This window comes from Rhodococcus sp. APC 3903, from assembly GCF_030407755.1.
Lineage (GTDB): Bacteria > Actinomycetota > Actinomycetes > Mycobacteriales > Mycobacteriaceae > Rhodococcus_F > Rhodococcus_F erythropolis.
In genome coordinates, this window is record NZ_JASDCV010000003.1 from 175,306 (window position 1) to 193,244 (window position 17,939).

At 63.5% G+C, this 17,939-nt stretch carries 18 protein-coding genes and 1 tRNA gene; 10 read left to right on the forward strand and 9 right to left on the reverse strand.

All coding sequences use genetic code 11. The annotated features are described in order from the left end of the window. Nucleotides 1-48 precede the first annotated feature (48 nt). The 5 genes from QMA15_RS05470 to aceE form a co-directional block, all read right to left on the reverse strand. The gene (locus tag QMA15_RS05470) at nucleotides 49-1,299 is read right to left on the reverse strand and encodes a KasA/KasB family beta-ketoacyl-ACP synthase (protein ID WP_003941591.1); all 1,251 of its coding nucleotides are present in this window, start codon (nucleotides 1,297-1,299) and stop codon (nucleotides 49-51) included. A gap of 7 nt (nucleotides 1,300-1,306) precedes the next feature. Next, complete coding sequence (acpM, locus tag QMA15_RS05475) at nucleotides 1,307-1,582, reverse strand: meromycolate extension acyl carrier protein AcpM (RefSeq protein WP_003941649.1); 276 nt, start codon at nucleotides 1,580-1,582, stop codon at nucleotides 1,307-1,309. Nucleotides 1,583-1,666: 84 nt separating this feature from the next. After that, nucleotides 1,667-2,575, reverse strand: a complete 909-nt coding sequence (locus QMA15_RS05480; protein ID WP_290283744.1) for an ACP S-malonyltransferase — start codon at nucleotides 2,573-2,575, stop codon at nucleotides 1,667-1,669. Between the two features lie 127 nt (nucleotides 2,576-2,702). Next, nucleotides 2,703-4,031 carry a helix-turn-helix domain-containing protein gene (locus tag QMA15_RS05485; protein WP_019748966.1) on the reverse strand — a complete coding sequence of 443 codons (1,329 nt, stop codon included), beginning with the start codon at nucleotides 4,029-4,031 and terminating at the stop codon, nucleotides 2,703-2,705. Between the two features lie 99 nt (nucleotides 4,032-4,130). Beyond that, a complete protein-coding gene (aceE, locus tag QMA15_RS05490; RefSeq protein ID WP_007735476.1) occupies nucleotides 4,131-6,986 on the reverse strand; it encodes a pyruvate dehydrogenase (acetyl-transferring), homodimeric type in 2,856 nt (951 codons plus the stop codon). Between the two features lie 380 nt (nucleotides 6,987-7,366). On the opposite strand from aceE, the gene QMA15_RS05495 reads away from it, so the two are divergent. The 6 genes from QMA15_RS05495 (at nucleotide 7,367) to QMA15_RS05520 (ending at nucleotide 10,378) form a co-directional block, all read left to right on the forward strand. After that, nucleotides 7,367-7,780 (forward strand): hypothetical protein, encoded by a 414-nt coding sequence (locus QMA15_RS05495; RefSeq protein ID WP_223257791.1) that lies wholly within the window; start codon nucleotides 7,367-7,369, stop codon nucleotides 7,778-7,780. Nucleotides 7,781-7,957: 177 nt separating this feature from the next. Beyond that, the gene (locus QMA15_RS05500) at nucleotides 7,958-8,383 is read left to right on the forward strand and encodes a DUF3052 domain-containing protein (protein ID WP_003941575.1); all 426 of its coding nucleotides are present in this window, start codon (nucleotides 7,958-7,960) and stop codon (nucleotides 8,381-8,383) included. Nucleotides 8,384-8,418: 35 nt separating this feature from the next. Next, complete coding sequence (locus tag QMA15_RS05505) at nucleotides 8,419-8,883, forward strand: peroxiredoxin (RefSeq protein WP_019748962.1); 465 nt, start codon at nucleotides 8,419-8,421, stop codon at nucleotides 8,881-8,883. A gap of 32 nt (nucleotides 8,884-8,915) precedes the next feature. Continuing rightward, nucleotides 8,916-8,990: transfer RNA gene (locus tag QMA15_RS05510), tRNA-Val, on the forward strand. 90 nt (nucleotides 8,991-9,080) lie between these two features. Continuing rightward, nucleotides 9,081-9,305 (forward strand): hypothetical protein, encoded by a 225-nt coding sequence (locus QMA15_RS05515; RefSeq protein ID WP_003941648.1) that lies wholly within the window; start codon nucleotides 9,081-9,083, stop codon nucleotides 9,303-9,305. A 65-nt stretch (nucleotides 9,306-9,370) separates the two neighbouring features. Then, nucleotides 9,371-10,378 carry a cobalamin biosynthesis protein gene (locus tag QMA15_RS05520; protein WP_279163952.1) on the forward strand — a complete coding sequence of 336 codons (1,008 nt, stop codon included), beginning with the start codon at nucleotides 9,371-9,373 and terminating at the stop codon, nucleotides 10,376-10,378. On the opposite strand, the gene QMA15_RS05525 is transcribed toward QMA15_RS05520, so the two are convergent. Genes QMA15_RS05525 through QMA15_RS05535 form a run of 3 tightly spaced genes read right to left on the reverse strand, consistent with a single transcriptional unit; the run spans nucleotide 10,319 to nucleotide 12,479 of the window. Next, the gene (locus QMA15_RS05525) at nucleotides 10,319-11,257 is read right to left on the reverse strand and encodes an SURF1 family protein (RefSeq protein ID WP_020969922.1); all 939 of its coding nucleotides are present in this window, start codon (nucleotides 11,255-11,257) and stop codon (nucleotides 10,319-10,321) included. The genes QMA15_RS05520 and QMA15_RS05525 overlap by 60 nt on opposite strands. A gap of 48 nt (nucleotides 11,258-11,305) precedes the next feature. Then, on the reverse strand, nucleotides 11,306-11,797 hold the full coding sequence (locus QMA15_RS05530) for a low molecular weight protein-tyrosine-phosphatase (protein WP_021334191.1): 492 nt from the start codon (nucleotides 11,795-11,797) through the stop codon (nucleotides 11,306-11,308). Continuing rightward, nucleotides 11,784-12,479, reverse strand: a complete 696-nt coding sequence (locus QMA15_RS05535) for an HAD hydrolase-like protein (protein WP_021334192.1) — start codon at nucleotides 12,477-12,479, stop codon at nucleotides 11,784-11,786. Before QMA15_RS05535 ends, QMA15_RS05530 begins: the two co-directional genes overlap by 14 nt. 56 nt (nucleotides 12,480-12,535) lie before the next feature. Between QMA15_RS05535 and cobC the strand changes: the two genes are divergently transcribed. From cobC to QMA15_RS05555, 4 genes are all read left to right on the forward strand, one after another. After that, on the forward strand, nucleotides 12,536-13,570 hold the full coding sequence (cobC, locus tag QMA15_RS05540) for an Rv2231c family pyridoxal phosphate-dependent protein CobC (RefSeq protein ID WP_290283745.1): 1,035 nt from the start codon (nucleotides 12,536-12,538) through the stop codon (nucleotides 13,568-13,570). Continuing rightward, entirely contained in the window at nucleotides 13,567-14,700 is a 1,134-nt protein-coding gene (locus QMA15_RS05545; protein ID WP_021334194.1) for a Nif3-like dinuclear metal center hexameric protein, read from the forward strand. Before cobC ends, QMA15_RS05545 begins: the two co-directional genes overlap by 4 nt. A gap of 108 nt (nucleotides 14,701-14,808) precedes the next feature. Then, complete coding sequence (locus tag QMA15_RS05550) at nucleotides 14,809-15,546, forward strand: C4-type zinc ribbon domain-containing protein (protein ID WP_019748955.1); 738 nt, start codon at nucleotides 14,809-14,811, stop codon at nucleotides 15,544-15,546. Beyond that, nucleotides 15,543-16,667, forward strand: coding sequence for a bifunctional RNase H/acid phosphatase (locus QMA15_RS05555; RefSeq protein WP_019748954.1), 1,125 nt, complete (start codon nucleotides 15,543-15,545; stop codon nucleotides 16,665-16,667). Before QMA15_RS05550 ends, QMA15_RS05555 begins: the two co-directional genes overlap by 4 nt. Before the next feature lie 29 nt (nucleotides 16,668-16,696). Here the strand turns inward: QMA15_RS05555 and QMA15_RS05560 are convergent, their stop codons facing one another. Further along, nucleotides 16,697-17,932, reverse strand: coding sequence for an SLC13 family permease (locus QMA15_RS05560; RefSeq protein WP_019748953.1), 1,236 nt, complete (start codon nucleotides 17,930-17,932; stop codon nucleotides 16,697-16,699). Nucleotides 17,933-17,939: the final 7 nt, after the last annotated feature.

Below are 17,939 nucleotides of genomic sequence, written 5' to 3' on the forward strand. Positions count from 1 at the left end.
CGTTGTGTTGCAACGACACCCGCGGACAGGTGCAAACCGCGGTTCGGGCTAGGCCCGACCGAAGGCGAGCGCGACATTGTGCCCACCGAAACCGAACGAGTTGTTCAGTGCGAAATCGAAAGAGCCGGTTCGGGGTTCACCCTTGACGACATCGAGATCGATTTCTGGATCCTGGCTGTCAACATTGAGCGTGGGCGGGATGATCCCGTCACGCACCGCCAGAACCGTGAGGACTGATTCGAGGGCGCCGACAGCGCCGATCGAGTGTCCCAGCGCGGATTTCGGGCCGTACACCGCAGCGTGATTGCCGACCGCTGCGTTGATTGCCTTTGCCTCTGCGATGTCACCGATCGGCGTCGCAGTGGCGTGGGCGTTGATGTGCTTGATGTCGGACTTCGTCAGTCCGGCCATCTCGATTGCTCGGGTCATGGCTCGCGCCGCGCCCAGGCCTTCCGGATGCGGTGCCACGATGTGGTACCCGTCCGAAGTGATTCCGGAACCGAGCAGGCGGGCATGAATGGTGGCCCCGCGTGCCTTTGCGTGTTCCTCGGTTTCGAGGATCATCAGTGCGCCGGCTTCGCCGAAGACAAATCCGTCGCGGTCCTTGTCGAAAGGACGTGAAGCTGCGGCCGGATTGTCGTTGTTGGTGCTCATTGCACGCATCATGGCGAAGCTCGCGATCGGAACCGCGTCGATGAAGCTCTCGACTCCACCAGCTACAACCATGTCCGCGTCACCCATGACAAGCATGCGGTGAGCGTGAGCAATTGCCTCGGAACCCGACGAACATGCCGAGACCGGGGTGATGACGCCGCCGCGGGCCCCGAGTTCGAGCCCCACCGTTGCGGCCGGTCCGTTGGGCATGACCATCTGCACCGAGAACGGGGACACCTTGCGGTATCCGCCGCCACGGAGCTTGTCGACGGCGTCGATGAGCGTGTCGCCGCCGCCGAGTCCGGTGCCGATGACAACCGCGAGGCGGTCCTGATCGACTTCGGGACTGCCGGCGTTGCTCCAGACCGTGCGACTCAACGTGAGGGCAAGGCGTTCCACCCAGCTCATCCGTCGAATTTCGACGCGGGACAAGCCCTCGTCTGGTGAAACCTTCAGGTGCCCGCCGATGCGAATGGGAAGGTCGAACTCGTCGATGAACGGGTCATCGAGGATTCCGATGCCGCTTTCGCCGGCGAGTAGCGCCTTCCACGTGCCATCCACATCACCAGCCACCGAGGTCGACGTCGCGAGGCTCGTGACGACGATGTCGGGGAATTTCCCTTTGCGGGTAGAAGCGGAAGTCACGGTCGGCTCACTCTGCGTTCTTGGCTTCGGCGCCTTCGGCTTCGAGCTTCTGGATGTACGCGACGATGTCGCCGACGGTGCGCAGGCCTGCGAGATCCTCGTCGGGGACCTTCACACCGTACTTGTCTTCGGTCTGAACAGCGATCTCGACCATGGACAGGGAGTCGATATCGAGGTCGTCCACGAAGGACTTGTCAACGGTGACCTCGGAAGGCTCGATACCGGTGACCTCCTCCACGATCTGGCCGAGTTCCGCGATGATTTCTTCCTGAGTGTGGGCCACTGGTGTGGCTCCCTTCTTGATCGATTGAGGTGGGGTGAAACGTCCGGCCGCCGTTCGGGCTGATCGGCCGGGTGGGCGTCCGAGCTAGGTCAGCTCGGACAGTGCGGAGATATCCTCCGGGTTCTTGAGGGCCACCGTCGGTGTGCCACGCATTTCGCGCTTGGCAATTCCGACGAGGGTTCCGGCCGGCGGGAGTTCCACGATCGCGCTGACTTCTGCTGTCCGCAACGACGCGGAGCAGAGGTCCCAACGAACGGGGCGGGTTACCTGCACGGCAAGTTTGGTGAGGGCGTCGGCGCCCGAGGAGACGGGTGCGCCATCCGAGTTGGAAAGCAGCGTGCGCGTCGGATCGGACGGGGTGATCTTGGCGGCAGCAGCTGCGACGGCATCCTGTGCAGGTGCCATGAATCGGGTGTGGAAAGCGCCGGCGACGGGCAGTGCGCGGACTCGGGCCTTTTCGGGTGCGTTTGCTGCGAGTTCTTCGAGCGCGGTGAGCAGTCCGGCAGCCACGATCTGGCCGGCAGCATTGCGGTTGGCCGCTTCCAATCCGAGTTCTTCGAGTCGTGCGAGCACTTCGGCTTCGTCGCCACCGAGAACGGCTGACATGCCGGTGGGCTCGAGCGCGCAAGCCTTGGCCATCTCGGCACCGCGGAGGGCGGCAAGTGCGACCGCGTCGTCAGCGGAAATAACACCGGCGACCGCAGCAGCGGCAAGTTCACCCACTGAATGGCCGGCAGCGATGACGTCGGCGCCGAGGAGCCCACGCGATTCGATTTCCTCGTACGCCAGCAGAGCAGCGGCAACGACGAGGGGCTGGGTTACCGAGGTGTCGGTGATTTCTTCTGCAGTCGCGGTCGTGCCGAGTCGGACGAGGTCAAGGCCAGCCGCCTTCGACCACACTTCGAGGCGGTCTTGCGCTCCGGGCAGTGCCAGCCATGGGCTGAGCATGCCGGGTGTCTGAGAGCCCTGTCCCGGGGCGAGCAACGAAATCACTTATTAAGAGAACACCGCCGCGAGTGACCTGCGAGATGTCGGTCGCGATGAACTCTGGCGAAGTGTTTTGTAGGGTTCCCACAAAATCCCACGTCGCGCCCGGCCATCGAAATTGGACGCTCCGGGGTTACAGGTTTGTTTGTCCGGATGTTAAAGATGTGACTGAAGTAACCGAATTGTTCGATTTGAGATCGATTTGTGTCAATCGGCCCACGGTAGCGGCGATCCGTAGTACGTATGCGTCGCGTGGATTCGTAGGATCCCGGCCGGTAACTTCCGCGATTCGCTTCAAGCGGTACCGAACGGTATTTGGATGAACAAACAGAAGACGTGCACAAGTCTCAACCGCACCTCCACAGTCGAGATAACTGTCTAAAGTATCGGTCAAGACTGTGCCGGATTCCGCTAAAGGTGCGACAAGGAAATCGCGAAGAGCCTTTACGGCGGCGTCGTCTCCCAGTAGTGCCCGTTCCGGGAGTAGTTCAGTCGCGAAAACGGGACGAGGTGCGCCGCGCCACCCGGCGACGGCCTTGATTCCCGCGAGAGCTTCGGACGCACTGAAGTGTGCTGCGCTCAACGAGGGCGTTGTCGGGCCGATCACCACCGGCTCGTCGGCGAAACTCATGAGCAGGTCTTGAAGGAATTGGCTGCCTTCCGTCTTACTGCTCAGCTCACCGCTGACGATCATCACCAGTCGCGGACCCTGCACCACGGCGAGAACGGCGCGCCCGTGCGCGGCGGCAGTCGCGTGGACGGTGCCGGCAACCGAGACCCGCTCGTCCGGCGGGGGAGACCCGACGATGACGGTGGCCGGCGCGGTGGCGTCCCAGTTCAAGGTGGCTGCGCGGGAGAGCATGTCCGAGCCGGTGTCTCCCTGCACGACGGCGTCGACGACGAGCGCTTCCAGCCGCGTGTCCAGGGCGCCTCGCGACTCGGCGGCGCTTGCGTACACCGTCGCTGCTGCGAAACCGAGTTCACGCCCGTAGCGCAGGACGGCTTCCGTCAGCGCGATCAGCTGCTGATCGTTGCGGGCGAGAGCGGGAAGCCATTTCTCGAAGAACTCCATCGCCACCCGGACCATGTCGACGGTCTGGCGCAGCGTGAGCTGTCGAGCAAGATCCTGAGGGATGACCGGAAACGACTCGTATCCGAAGCTGATCTCCGAGTCGAGTTGCCGCAGCCATTCCAGGAAGTTCACCACCGACGTCTGCACCAAGAGTTGAACGTCGGCACGTTGCGACGCGTCGAGACTGTCGAAGAACGGAAGCTGCTCCTCCATCACGGTCACGGCCTCGGTGGAGAGCCGACCGGAGAACTGTTTGACGCGGCGGAGCAAGGCTTCTGGAAGTGGATCGCGAACCTGACGACGGCGGGCGAGTACAGCCTGCAACCCGGACGACTGTGGTCGAGTGCGGCGTACGCCCTCTTCGGGTTTCTCGGGATCAGGTTCGGGCATGAGAAAAACCTACGCCCATCGCCGCAGCGGATGTCGAGATGACACCCGCGGCGATGGGCGTAGGTCTGTTTTCGATCGCTGGGACTGTTGTCCTACGACTTAGGCGCTACCGGTGTCCCCGGTCTGCTCGGGAGCAGCATTCACGTCGTCGATGCGGTATCGGCTCGCTGCTTCGACGGCCTTCGACCGCTCGATCGATCCTTCCTTCGCCAAACCGATCAGCACGGCAACGACGATGGATTCGGCATCGACGTTGAAGTAACGACGCGCAGCGGTGCGGGTGTCGGAGAAGCCGAACCCGTCCGTGCCGAGCGTGGTGTAGTCGCCGGGAACCCACTGACGGATCTGGTCCGAGACCGCCCGCATCCAGTCCGAAGCCGCGACGACAGGGCCTTGGGCCGAGGACAACGCCGTGGTGACGAAGGGAACCGGAGCATCCTCGGACGGATTGAGCAGCGCCTGACGCTCGCATTCGACGCCTTCGCGGCGCAGCTCACCCCAGGACGTGACCGACCAGACGTCGGCCGAGACGCCCCATTCGTCGGCGAGCAGCTTCTGCGCACGCAGACCCTCGGGCATCGCGACACCGGAGACGAGGATCTGTGCCTTCGGGCCGGCTGCTTCGGACGTCTTGTAGAGGTAGATGCCCTTGAGCAAGCCCTCGACGTCGAGACCTTCGGGCTCGGCCGGCTGAACGTACGGCTCGTTGTAGATGGTCAGGTAGTAGAAGATGTTCTCGCCACCGAAACCGTCGACGCCCTCGGTGCCGCCGTACATGCGGCGCAAGCCGTCCTTGACGATGTGCGCCAACTCGTACGAGAACGCGGCGTCGTACGTGACAGCGGCCGGGTTGGTCGATGCCAGGAGCAGCGAGTGTCCGTCGGCGTGCTGGAGACCTTCACCGGTCAGAGTGGTACGACCGGCGGTCGCGCCGAGAACGAATCCGCGAGCCATCTGGTCGGCGGCCGCCCACAGGCCGTCGCCGGTGCGCTGGAAACCGAACATCGAGTAGAAGATGTACAGCGGAATCATCGGTTCACCGTGGGTGGCGTAGGACGTGCCGACTGCGGTGAACGATGCCGTCGAACCGGCCTCGTTGATGCCCTCGTGCAGGATCTGGCCGATCGGGCTCTCCTTGTAGGCGAGCATGAGTTCGGCGTCGACGGAGGTGTAGAGCTGTCCGTTGCGGTTGTAGATCTTCAGCGACGGGAACCACGAGTCCATACCGAACGTACGGGCCTCGTCCGGAATGATCGGCACGATCCGCTTGCCGATCTCCTTGTCGCGCAACAGTTCCTTGAGGATGCGCACGATCGCCATGGTGGTGGCGACTTCCTGCTTGCCCGAGCCCTTGCGGATGACGTCGTACGTCTTGTCCTCGGGGAGCTTGAGCGGAGCAGCGTCGGTGTTGCGGGAAGGCAGGAACCCGCCGAGTGCTTTACGACGGTCGAGCATGTACTTGATCTCGGGAGCGTCCGCGCCCGGGTGGTAGTACGGAGGCAGGTACGGATCCTTCTCGAGCTCGGCATCCGAGATCGGGATGTGCTGCATGTCGCGGAACGCCTTGAGATCGTCCAGCGTCAGCTTCTTCATCTGGTGTGTGGCGTTGCGGCCCTCGAAGTGCTTACCCAGCGTGTAGCCCTTGATGGTGTGCGCCAGGATGACCGTCGGCTGGCCCTTGTGTGCCATGGCCGCTGCGTAGGCGGCGTGGACCTTGCGGTAGTCGTGGCCACCGCGCTTGAGGTTCCAGATTTCCTGGTCTGTGAGGTCCTTGACCAGTTCCTTGGTACGGGGGTCACGTCCGAAGAAGTGATCGCGTACGAACGCGCCGTCGTTGGCCTTGTACGTCTGGTAGTCACCGTCCGGCGTCACGTTCATCAGGTTGACGAGTGCGCCGTCGCGATCGGCGTGCAGCAGCGCATCCCACTCGCGACCCCAGACGACCTTGATGACGTTCCAGCCGGCACCGCGGAAGAACGATTCCAGTTCCTGGATGATCTTTCCGTTGCCGCGGACCGGGCCGTCGAGGCGTTGGAGGTTGCAGTTCACGACGAACGTGAGGTTGTCGAGGCCTTCGGTTGCCGCGACGTGAGCGAGGCCGCGTGATTCGGGCTCGTCCATTTCGCCGTCGCCGAGGAACGCCCACACGTGCTGATCGGTGGTGTCCTTGATGCCGCGGTCGTTGAGGTAGTGGTTGAACCGGGCCTGGTAGATGGCGTTCATCGGGCCGAGGCCCATCGAGACCGTCGGGAACTCCCAGAAGTCGGGAAGCAGCCGTGGGTGCGGGTAGGACGGCAGTGCGCCGCCGAAGTCGGCGTGGGACTTCTCCTGGCGGAATCCGTCGAGCTGTTCCGCGGGGATGCGGCCCTCGAGGAAGGCGCGGGCGTAGATGCCGGGGGAGGCGTGACCCTGGATGAAGATGTGGTCGCCACCGCCCGGGTGGTCCTTGCCGCGGAAGAAGTGGTTGAAGCCGACCTCGTACAACGCTGCCGAGGATGCGTAGGTGGAGATGTGACCGCCGACGCCGACGCCCGGTCGCTGCGCGCGGTGGACCATGATCGCGGCGTTCCAACGGATCCAGGCGCGATAGCGGCGCTCGACCTCTTCGTCGCCGGGGAACCACGGCTCGTTTTCGGTCGGAATCGTGTTGACGTAGTCGGTCGAGGTAAGCGCGGGGAGTGCGACGTGCTTCTCACCGGCGCGTTCGAGCATGCGGAGCATGAGGTAGCGGGCACGCGTGGGTCCGGATCGATCCAGAAGTCCGTCGAATGATTCGAGCCATTCGGTGGTCTCGTCCGGATCGATGTCCGGCAGGTACGACGCAACACCTTCGCGAATGACGCGAACGCGACCGTCGGTTCCCCCCGGCGTGTTCGACGCGGGCGAACCCGACTCGCCGGCGGCGCCGGAATCGGCGTTCTGCCCGGACGCGGGACCCTGGATCAGGTCAGACAACGTGTGCTCCTCATTGGTTTGGGGACGCGTGGTGGGGCGTCCTTACATAGGTGATCGAGGCCTTGTTAGGTCCGACGCACTTCCATCGTGAATATGGCGCGTACCTCATCTTTCACCATCCCGGTCGGTCCGGCACACCTCGCCTCTGGTTACTCTCGGGTAGCGTTTTTCGGCGTGACGCAGGGGTGTGATGGTTCCCCGTAGTCACAGGCTTGGGGGATCGATCGGAACGTATGAAGGGGTGGGAAAAAATAAACAAAGAAATCAATTACGGCAGGGTCGGGGCGTGGGTCTCGGTCGGATCGATCGCAGTGGGACTGTCGGTGATCGTGGGATGTTCGGCGGCGGTGACCGGATCGGCAGTACCCAATGAAGCGCACGTGGCTGCATACCAATCCGAGGTGAGTATTTCGATGGCCGCCGCGTCCTCGTCGAAAGCGGCGGCAGATGCGGCAGAGGCAGCTTTCGCGATCTGTGAGGAAGCGGTCTCTCGATCGAAAAACGACGTGGTCGCGTTCAATGCCTACGTCGACGCCGGAAATCATGGTGAGACCGACCTGAGAGCCGAAGCAAGCGCTGCTGCTTCGTCGGCCAGGGACACCGCCTCGTGGTTCGACTCGGTCGCGAGTGAACTTCCGGCGCAACTTTCCGGACTGTTCGACGAATTGGCCGCGAACCTACGTTCATCTGCAGTCGTGATCGAGAGTGATCATTCGGCGGATGAAATCAATTCGATCAGCGATACGAGCAATTCGATTCGCAAGTCGATCTTCGATGAATGTGGATCCCTGTGACCTGCGGTAATCCGCAGGCGTAAGGTTCGCCGTGTGTCAGAAGACGATCTTTGGTGAAAGTTTTCGGCGTGGTCGGCTTGCGCTAACGCCTCAGACCATGTTCGCTTTCCCTAATTGATCGTCAAACGGTAGGTGTGCGGGGTCGCCACACACCATCAACAAAAGGAGGACCCCACCGTGGTCGCCGCGGCGGATGCCCAGAACTACGCTCAGAAACTCGGGATTACCACTGACATGGTGGTGCAGGAACTGGGCTGGGATGAGGATACCGACGACGGCATTCGTGCCGCGGTTGAGGAAACCATCGGCGGGGAAATGCTCGACGAGGATTCCGACGAGGTCATCGACGTTGTGCTGCTGTGGTGGCGCGACGAGGACGGTGACCTGGTGGATGCCTTGATGGATGCCATCGGGCCCCTCGCCGACGAAGGCTTCGTGTGGGTTCTCACTCCCAAGACCGGTCTCGACGGACATGTCGAGCCCAGCGAGATTGCCGAATCGGCGCCGACTGCCGGCTTGACGCAGACATCGGCAGCCAACCTCGGTGACTGGTCGGGAAGTCGACTGGTTCAGCCGAAGGCTCGTCCGGCCAACAAGCGCTGACCCGGCCCTTTCCGCACTTTCCCAAGGAATTGCACATGCCTCTCGAAGTTGGTGCCCAGGCACCGGATTTCACCTTGAAGGACCAGAACAACCAGGAAGTCTCGCTCGCAGATTTCCGCGGTAAGAAGAATGTTCTGCTGGTCTTCTATCCGTTGGCCTTCACCGGGACTTGTCAGGGGGAACTCTGCAAGGTCCGTGACGAGCTTCCGAAGTTCGAGAACGACGACACTGCCATTCTCGCGATTTCTGTCGGTGCTTCGCCGACTCACAAGATCTGGTCAGCTGAGCAGGGATACACATTTCCCTTGCTGTCGGACTTCTGGCCGCACGGTGAAGTCGCTCAGAAGTACGAGGTGTTCAACGACAAGTTGGGCTTCGCGAATCGTGGCACCTTTGTCATCGACAAAGACGGAGTCATTCGTTTTGCCGAGATGAACGGCCCCGGAGAAGCCCGTGACCACGGACTTTGGGCAAACGCGCTTGCCGCGCTAGAGTCTTAGAGCACTCCCGGTGAGGGTCTCACCGGGAGTTCGGGCGTGTAGCTCAGTGGTAGAGCTCTGGTTTTACACACCAGCGGTCGGGGGTTCGAAACCCTCCGCGCCCACCAAAGAATTCAAACCCCGATCTGCTTGTTGACGCAGATCGGGGTTTTTTCATTTTCGGCAACGAATTGTCCGCAATACGCCATTCTGGACGCATGTCCAGTTCTGTGATCGAAGTAGCCGTCGACCCGACGCGCGTGCATCCCACCCGTCCGCACATACATATCGCCGAGATGCCCAGTCTCAGTGTTGCGTTGTTCCCGGGGCAGACGATCCGGGTTCGTTCCCAAAGCGACGCACTGGCGACCGGGATTGCCCGAGTCTGGGAAATCAACCGAATGCACCGCTTGATCTACCTGACGATCGACTGGGACGGGTAGAGATCGGCTCGGGCAGACATGTGACGGTTGGCCAGAGAACGAGCGTCGCTGCTACAACTACGCTCGTGCAGATTTCGGTTCGTTCGTCCCAATCTCGATTCAATGCGCGAGCTGCCGGGCTTCTCCTCGGCTTCGTTGCGGATCGGGCATTCGCCGATCCGGGGCGGTTCCATCCGGTTGCCGGCTTCGGAACCGCGGCTATCGCGCTGCAGAAGATGTCCTACCGGGACTCGCGCGCGGCCGGAACACTTCATGTTGCCGTGCTCTTGGCCGGCACCGCAGGACTTGGCCTCACAGCCGAAGCAGCGTCGCGCCGGGCCGGTTGGGTGGCCGTGACGGGTACGACGGCGATAGCTACCTGGGCCGTGCTCGGCGGGACGTCGCTTGCACGCACCGGCATCGACATGGCCGCTCGATTGGAGGCGTCACAGGTCGACGGCGACCTGACGACAGCGCGTGAGCTACTTCCTTCACTCTGCGGACGCGATCCCTCGGTGCTGGGCGAGGAGGGCCTCACGCGTGCAGCACTGGAGTCGGTTGCCGAGAACACCTCGGATGCAACCGTCGGCGCAGTGTTCTGGGGTGCAATTGCGGGCGTGCCGGGTCTGTTCGTCTACCGCGCTGCCAACACACTCGACGCGATGATCGGCTACCGCTCCGAGAAGTACCTCAGATTCGGGTGGGCTGCGGCGAGGTTCGACGACCTGGTCAACATCGTCCCGGCTCGGCTGACCGGCGCGCTGACGGCTGCGTGTGCACCGGTGGTGGGCGGCTCGGTTCAGGAATCACTGGCAGCGTGGAAACGCGACGCAGCGGCTCATCCAAGCCCCAATGCGGGCGTCGCGGAAGCGTCGGCGGCAGGGGCGTTGGGCATTTCGTTGGGTGGTCGGACCGAGTACGCGCACGGGGTGGAGATGCGTCCCGTCCTCGGCCGCGGGCCTGTCCCGACGCCGAACGATCTGCGCCGCGCGGCGAGGCTTTCGTCGGCGGTGCAGATCAGTGCAGCTGTGGTGTCAGCGGGTATTGCCGTATCGATCGGCAAGTTTGGCTTCCTGCGCCGTGAGCGGCACTGATTCCGGCTCCGGCTTCTTGCGACGGCTGAAGGTACGAGCCGGTTCGGCGGGGGGTGCGGCAGGCGCGGACACTGCCGCTTCCGGGGTCGTCTCGGCAGCGGCGTCGTCGGCTGCGAAGCCGTCCACAGCTGCTTGAGCTGCCTTTTCCTTGCGACGTTCGCGCCACTCGGCGCGAATGAAGTAAGCCAGACCGAGCGGCGCCATGATGCCGAACGCCAGCCATTGGAACCCGTAAGAGAGGTAGGGGCCCGCGTCGAGTTGGGGGAGCGGGATCGTGCCGAGACCGCCGGGCTGGTCGGGTTCGAGTTGGATGTACGCGTCGATCAGGTCCGTTCCGATGAACTCGCCGATCGGCTGTGCGTCGATGGAGTAGACCTGCTTCGCGCCGTCCTCGAACATCGGAACTCGGCCGGGAGCAGTGCCTTCCGACAGGCGCACACGGCCGTTGAGAGTGACCGGATCGGTCGGCGGCGCAGCGATGGGCGGTGCCTCGGCTCCGTTGATCGGCCGAACGTATCCGCGATTGACGAGGATCGTGCGGCCGTCGTCCAGGCGGAAAGGCGTCAGGATCTCGTACGACGGCGCGCCCTCGATGGACTGCAGTCGGACGAGGATATCCGCGTCGGGCAGATAGGTACCGGCCGCGGTGATGTTTCGCCATTCGTCGTCCGGTGCGATCGTCGAATCGGCGATGACATCACCGATCGGCACGGTCTCCGCGTTGATCGAGTTCGAGATCAGATCATTGCGGTGCTCGGTCTTCGTGTTCTTGCCGAGTTGCCACGGAGCGAGCACGGTGAAGCACAGGTAGGCGAAGAGCCCGACCACAGCTGCCAGTACCAACCAACCGGGCCGCAACAGGAATTTCAGTCTTCGCACACGTCCACGGTATCCGTTGCCCGAACGGGAGTGAATTTTGATCCGGGTTCAGGCTCGCTCGCGGATCCAGTCGAGTATGTCGGGAATGGCCGCTTCGATCTGGTCTCGAACCAGTTCGAAGTCCTCCTGATCCCCGTAGTACGGGTCCGGAACCGATTCTCCGTCCGCCTCGGGGTCGAACGATCGCAGTAGGCGCCGACGCTCGGTGGGCACGCCGAGATGAGCAAGCTCACGTTCGTGCCCGGTGTCGAGGGCGACGACAAGATCGGCGGCGAGATGATCTGCATTGACCTGCGCGGCGCTGTGGCCCGTCGGATATCCGGCCGCTCGGAGCACGACGTTGGTCCGCTCGTCGGCCTCGCTACCGGTGTGAAACCCCTCGGTACCGGCGCTGCTGACACGCACGCGGTCGGCGAGGCCTTCACGGCCCAGATGCGCGAGCAAGATCTTTTCGGCCATCGGTGACCGGCAGATATTGCCGGTGCACACAAACGTCACGTGGAGTGGTTCAGTCACGTGGAGTGGTTCAGAGGCGGCCATCGAGAAGTCCTCCCAGTTCGGATGCCGACGATACGGAGCGAAACGCTTGCCGCGCTTCCTCGGCGGAACCGTAGCCCCATTCGACGACGACGGTGGGGATGCCGTACTTCGCGGCGCCGAGCACGTCGTGATCACGATCGCCGATCATGAGTACGTCGGGGGTTCCGCCGTCGGCGGCGAGGACGGGAGTGATCCCGAGTGAAGTCAGCGAGTGCGCGATCACATCGGGTTTCGCCCGACGAGTTCCGTCGTCACTTGCGCCGCCGATGAACTCGAAGTGCTCGGCCAGGCCGAAATGCTCGAGGATGCGAATGGCGAATCGCTCCGACTTCGAGGTGGCGACGGCCAGTCGGGTGCCGCTCGCGCGAGCCTTACCAAGGACGACGTCCATACCCTCGTACACCGAGTTCTCCTGCCACCCGGTCGCGTCGTAACGCTCGATGTACGCGGCGATCGCCCGATCCACGTCCGCCGGGGCCATGCCGAGTGACCTGAAGGTATCGACCATCGGCGGGCCGATCACCGATGCCAACATCGCTTCCGTCGGCTCCGGATGGCCGACAGTTGCCAACGCATGTCGGAAGCCGCCGTGAATGCCGGGAGCGGAATCGGTGATGGTTCCGTCCAGATCGAACAGAACTACAGGAAAACGGTCGAGGGGTGGTGTCGTCACGGCATTCATTGTCCCGGACGGCAGGGGTGATGTCCGCGCACGGTGCTCGACCGTAGGCTGACCGGGTGAGTACCGGAACGGTTGACCTGGAGAGCTTGCGACATCACGGCGATGTCGAAGTGGAGCCCGGGTTACTCGATTTTGCCGTCAACGTTCAAGGCTCCGGCCCACCGGAGTGGTTGCGGGATCGGCTGGCCGCAGGGCTGTCGACGCTCGGTTCGTACCCGTCGGCTGCAGCGGAACTGAAAGCCCGCGAAACCGTCGCGCAGCGGCACGGGCGCCGGCCCGAAGAGGTGTTGTTGCTCTCGGGCGGTGCCGAGGGATTCGCGATGCTGCCGCGCCTGGGCTCTCGGTCGGCAGCGCTGATCCATCCGTCCTTCACCGAGCCGGAACTGGCGCTGCGAGAGGCCGGTGTACCGGTGACGCGGGTGATTCTGGAGCCGCCTTTCGCGCTTCGGGCCGCGCAGGTACCAGAATCCGCGGACCTTGTCGTTCTGGGCAATCCGACCAATCCGACGTCCGTTCTTCACCCCAAGGCCGATGTGTTGGCATTGCGTCGGCCGGGCCGGATCCTGGTGGTGGACGAGGCCTTCGGCGACGCGATCCCCGGCGAAGCGGAGAGCATCGCAGGTGTCGAGTCGGCGGATGTACTGGTGCTTCGGAGCCTGACCAAGACGTGGGCACTGGCGGGATTGCGGTGTGGGTACGCGATCGGCTCTCCGGATCTTCTCGCTCGACTGGCTCACGGCCGAGCCCACTGGCCATTGGGCAGTCTGCAGATCGAGGCCATCACGGCGTGCTGCGAACCGTTCGCGGTCGAGCAGTCGAGGATCAAAGCCGAAGCGATTGCGGCAGACCGCCAAGACATGTCCCGGCGACTGACCGAGATCGGGATTGCCGTGCACGAACCCGCTGCGGGGCCGTTCGTGCTCGTCGACGTCCGCGACGGCGCCTCGATGCGAGAGCACCTGCGTGCCCGCGGTATCGCCGTCCGCCGGTGCGACACCTTTCCCGGACTCGGGCCCGATCAGTTGCGCGTTGCCGTCCGTCCAGCCGAGCAGGTCTCGGTACTGATCGAAGCGATGAAGGAGATCTTGTGAGCGGCCCAACTCTTGCGGACGTCATAACCGTGCTGGAATCTGCTTATCCGCCCGCCCTGGCGGAATCGTGGGATTCGGTCGGTCTGGTCTGCGGCGATCCTGCGGACGCGGTGACGAGAGTGGTTTTCGCGGTGGATCCGACCGAGGCAGTGGTCGACGACGCCATCGCCTCCGGTGCCGACCTTCTGGTCGTTCACCATCCACTTCTGCTGCGTGGGGTGGACACCGTCGGTGCTCACACACCCAAAGGTGCGTTGGTCCACAAGCTCATCAAGGCGGGGTGCGCACTGTTCTCGGCGCACACCAATGCGGACTCCGCCGACCCCGGAGTGTCCGACGCGTTGGCGCAGGCCCTGGGCCTGACCGTGCTGCGCCCGATCGAACCCAAGCCGACGCAGCCGCTCGACAAGTGGGTCGTCATGGTTCCGGTGGAGAATGCATCGGCCGTGCAGGATGCACTTTTCGAGGCAGGGGCTGGGCGGATCGGTGACTACAGCCAGTGCAGTTGGACGGTCACCGGTACGGGTCAGTTCTTGCCAGCCGACGGTGCGAATCCGACGATCGGGACTGTCGGCGCTGTGGAGCAGGTTCGCGAGGATCGTGTGGAAGTGATTGCCCCACGCGGAAAGCGAAGTGCGGTGCTGGGCGCATTGCGTGCCGCCCACCCGTACGAGGAACCAGCCTTCGATGTCTTCGAACTCGCAGCGTTCCCCAGTTCGCTCGGTCTGGGGCGCGTGGGTGAGCTCGAGCACCCCGAAACATTGCGAGAGTTCACGGCGCGAGTGGCGCGCTCACTGCCCTCGACCGAGTGGGGTGTTCGCGCTGCCGGAGATCCGGACGCGACCGTTCGTACCGTGGCGGTGTGCGGCGGTTCCGGCGACTCGTATCTGGACGTGGTGGCGGCGCTGGGCGCCGACGTCTACGTCACTGCGGACCTGCGGCATCATCCCGCGGACGAGCATCTTCGTGCCGGTGGCCCGGCACTGGTCGATGTCGCCCATTGGGCTAGTGAATACCCGTGGTGTGCGCAGGCGAAATCGGTGCTCGACGCCGCGTTTGCCGACAATCCGGGGTGGGAAAGCCGGGTTTCGACAATTCGCACCGATCCGTGGTGTTTGAGTGCGCATTAGTGCAGCGCTCTGCAAGGTACGGTTGCACGAACAATTCAAGAGCAGTTCTTCGAGAGCCGTCCTTCGCGAGCACTGCCGACATCGGACTTACAGCAGGAGTTATACAGCGTGAACGTCGAACCACAGGTGCAATCCAAGCTTCTCGACCTCGCCGGGGTGGATGCTGAGCTCACTCGGATCACCCACCGACGCGGAGCGCTTCCCGAGCAGCAGGAAGTCGAACGTCTCGAGGCCGAGCGAATCAGCCGTAAAGATGCGTCCGTAGCCGTCGAAATTCAGATCGACGACATTGATCGCGACATTCGCAAGCTCGAAGGCGAGGTCGACGCGGTTCGTCAGCGCGAGGATCGTGACCGCACTCTGTTGCAGAGTGGGTCGGTCGGGGCGAAGCAGCTCACCGAACTCGAACACGAACTCGGCAGCCTGGTCAGGCGTCAGGGGCTCCTCGAGGACGAGTTGCTCGAAGTGATGGAGCAGCGTGAGGCGTTGCAGGCCGATCACGATCATGCCGGTGCCCAGCTGTCCCAGGCCGAAGAAGAGCTGATCGACGCCAAGCGTCGCCGCGACGACGCCGTCGCCGATCTGGACAAGGCGCAAGAGCGTTGCGCCGCCGATCGTGAACGACTTGTCGGTGAATTCCCCGCCGATTTCCTTGCTGTCTACGAGAAGCAGCGCACCCTGGGCGGACCGGGCGCGGCGCTTCTGCAGGCACGCCGATGTGGCGCTTGCCGGATCGAGATCGACCGCGGCGAGATCTCCCGAATCGCCGCGACACCGGCCGACGTCGTCGTTCGTTGCCCAGAGTGCAATGCAATCATGGTGCGTACCAAGGAGTCCGGTCTGTGACTCCCACGCAGGTCATCGTCGAGGCCGACGGTGGATCACGCGGCAACCCTGGCCCGGCCGGCTACGGCGCCGTGGTCTTCGACTCCACCCGCTCGGTGTTGGCCGAACGCAAGGAAAGCATCGGAATTGCGACCAACAACGTCGCCGAGTACCGCGGGCTGATCGCAGGGTTGACCGCTGCCGGTGAACTCGGAGCGTCGACGGTCGACGTCCGTATGGACTCCAAGCTGGTCGTCGAGCAGATGTCCGGGCGCTGGAAGGTCAAGCACCCGGACATGATTCCGCTGCAGCGACGCGCAGCCGAGTTGGCGACGCAGTTCTCGCGAGTGACCTACACGTGGATTCCGCGCGGCGAGAATTCTCATGCCGATCGTCTTGCCAACGAGGCGATGGACGCTGCTGCCGGCATCGAAACCGCGACCCCCGCACCAGCTGCACCCGCCGCGCCGTCAGAAGAGACGTCGGAACCGCAGATCGCCGGCTCTCCGGGATGGATCGCCACCACCGGCAAGCCGACACGAATGTTGTTGCTACGTCACGGACAGACGGCGATGTCGGTCGATCGCCGCTACTCCGGACGCGGCAATCCCGAGCTCACGGAATTGGGCCGCGCGCAGGCCGCCGGCGCGGCTGCACGCTTCGGGAACCGCGGCGGTATCGACGCCATCGTCTGCTCACCCCTCGGCAGAACCCGTGAGACGGCAGAGGCATCGGCCCGCGTGCTCGGTCTTCCCGTCGTCGAGCACAAAGGTTTGATCGAAACTGATTTCGGCGACTGGGACGGACTCACCTTCCGCGAGGCAGCCGAGCGCGATCCGGACCTGCATCGCGAATGGCTCTCGGACACTTCGGTGCGCCCACCCGGCGGCGAGAGTTTCGACGAGGTACGAGAACGAGTCGTCGCCGCGCGCGACGACCTGATCTCGACCTACGGCGGCGCGACGCTGTTGGTCGTTTCTCACGTCACCCCGATCAAGACGTTGGTGCAACTGGCCCTCGATGCCGGGCCGTCGTTGCTGTACCGGTTGCATCTGGATCTGGCGTCGCTGAGTATCACCGAGTTCTATCCAGACGGGGGAGCCTCGGTCCGGTTGGTCAACGACACGTCACATCTTCGCTGAAAATGCCCCGACTGCTGATCATCCGTTGATCAGATCACCAACCACAGGGCGCTCACGGCGGCGAGCAGCGTCAGTGGCGTCGTGATGACCCCGAGCAGAGTGAACGTCGCCAGCGTGGGCGGTGCGCCCGCGCTGGTGGCAACTCGTCGCCAGAGCATTGTCGCGAGAGAGCCCACGTAGGTGAGGTTGGGCCCGAGGTTGACGCCGATCAACATCGCGAGCACCAGGCCAGGAGGTGCTCCCGTCCCGAGCGCCGCGATCATCAGCAAGGTTGCCGGCAGGTTATTGACGAGGTTGGACGCGAGCGCAGCGACCACGGCGACGAATAGCAGTGATCCGTAGCTGGTGTCGCCTGGCAGGATCTGCGCAATCCATTCTCCCACCGGCCCGTTCGCGACTCCGGCGACGATGATCCCGAGAACCAGGACGAACGCGCAGAACCAGAGGTCGGCAGCGTAGAGCATCTTGGCGGCGGTCGTACGGTGCCGAGCCAGAGCGATCGCTCCCAGAACACTCGCACCCACCACAGCGATCCAGGCGGGTTCGATCCCGAAGAAACCCGAAACCGCGAAACCGACAAGCGTCAGTCCGATCACCGCCAGCGGCAGACTCGGCGCAGGCGAGGAAGTTTTACTTGCCGGTGGCTCTGTGTTTTCCGAGCGGACGAGTTCGGAACGGAAGAACAGTCGGAAGATCAGATATTCGACAGCGATCGTCACGACCCACGGCAACGCCATCAACGCGGTGAAGTGCAAGAACGTCAAACCTGTTGCAGCAAAAGCGATGAGGTTGGTCAGGTTCGACACAGGCAGGAGCGTCGACGCCGAGTTCGACAGGTGCGCACTGGCATACGAATGGGGCCGCGGACTTGCTCCGATGGATCGTGCGGCGGCGATCACTGCGGGTGTCAGAAGTACGACGGTGGCGTCGAGGCTCAGGACCGCCGTGGTCAGGGCAGCCGCGCCGAATACGTAAATCAGCAACCGGTGCGGATCGGCGAGGGATTTTTGCTGCAGGATCTGGCTGACCCAGCGAAAGACGCCGAGAGCGTCCGCGGCATGAGCGAGAACCAGCACGGCAACCAGGAAGACGACGGTGGGTGCCATGCTCGTCAGTTCTTCGCGGGCTTCGTCGAGAGTGACGACACCGGTCAGGAGAACGACGACAGCTGCCGGCCCGGCGATGACGATCTCGGGAAGCCCACGTGGACGCACTATCGCGAAGACGAGGACGACGGCGACGAGCAGGATCGGTAGAAGAGTCACGCGCTGG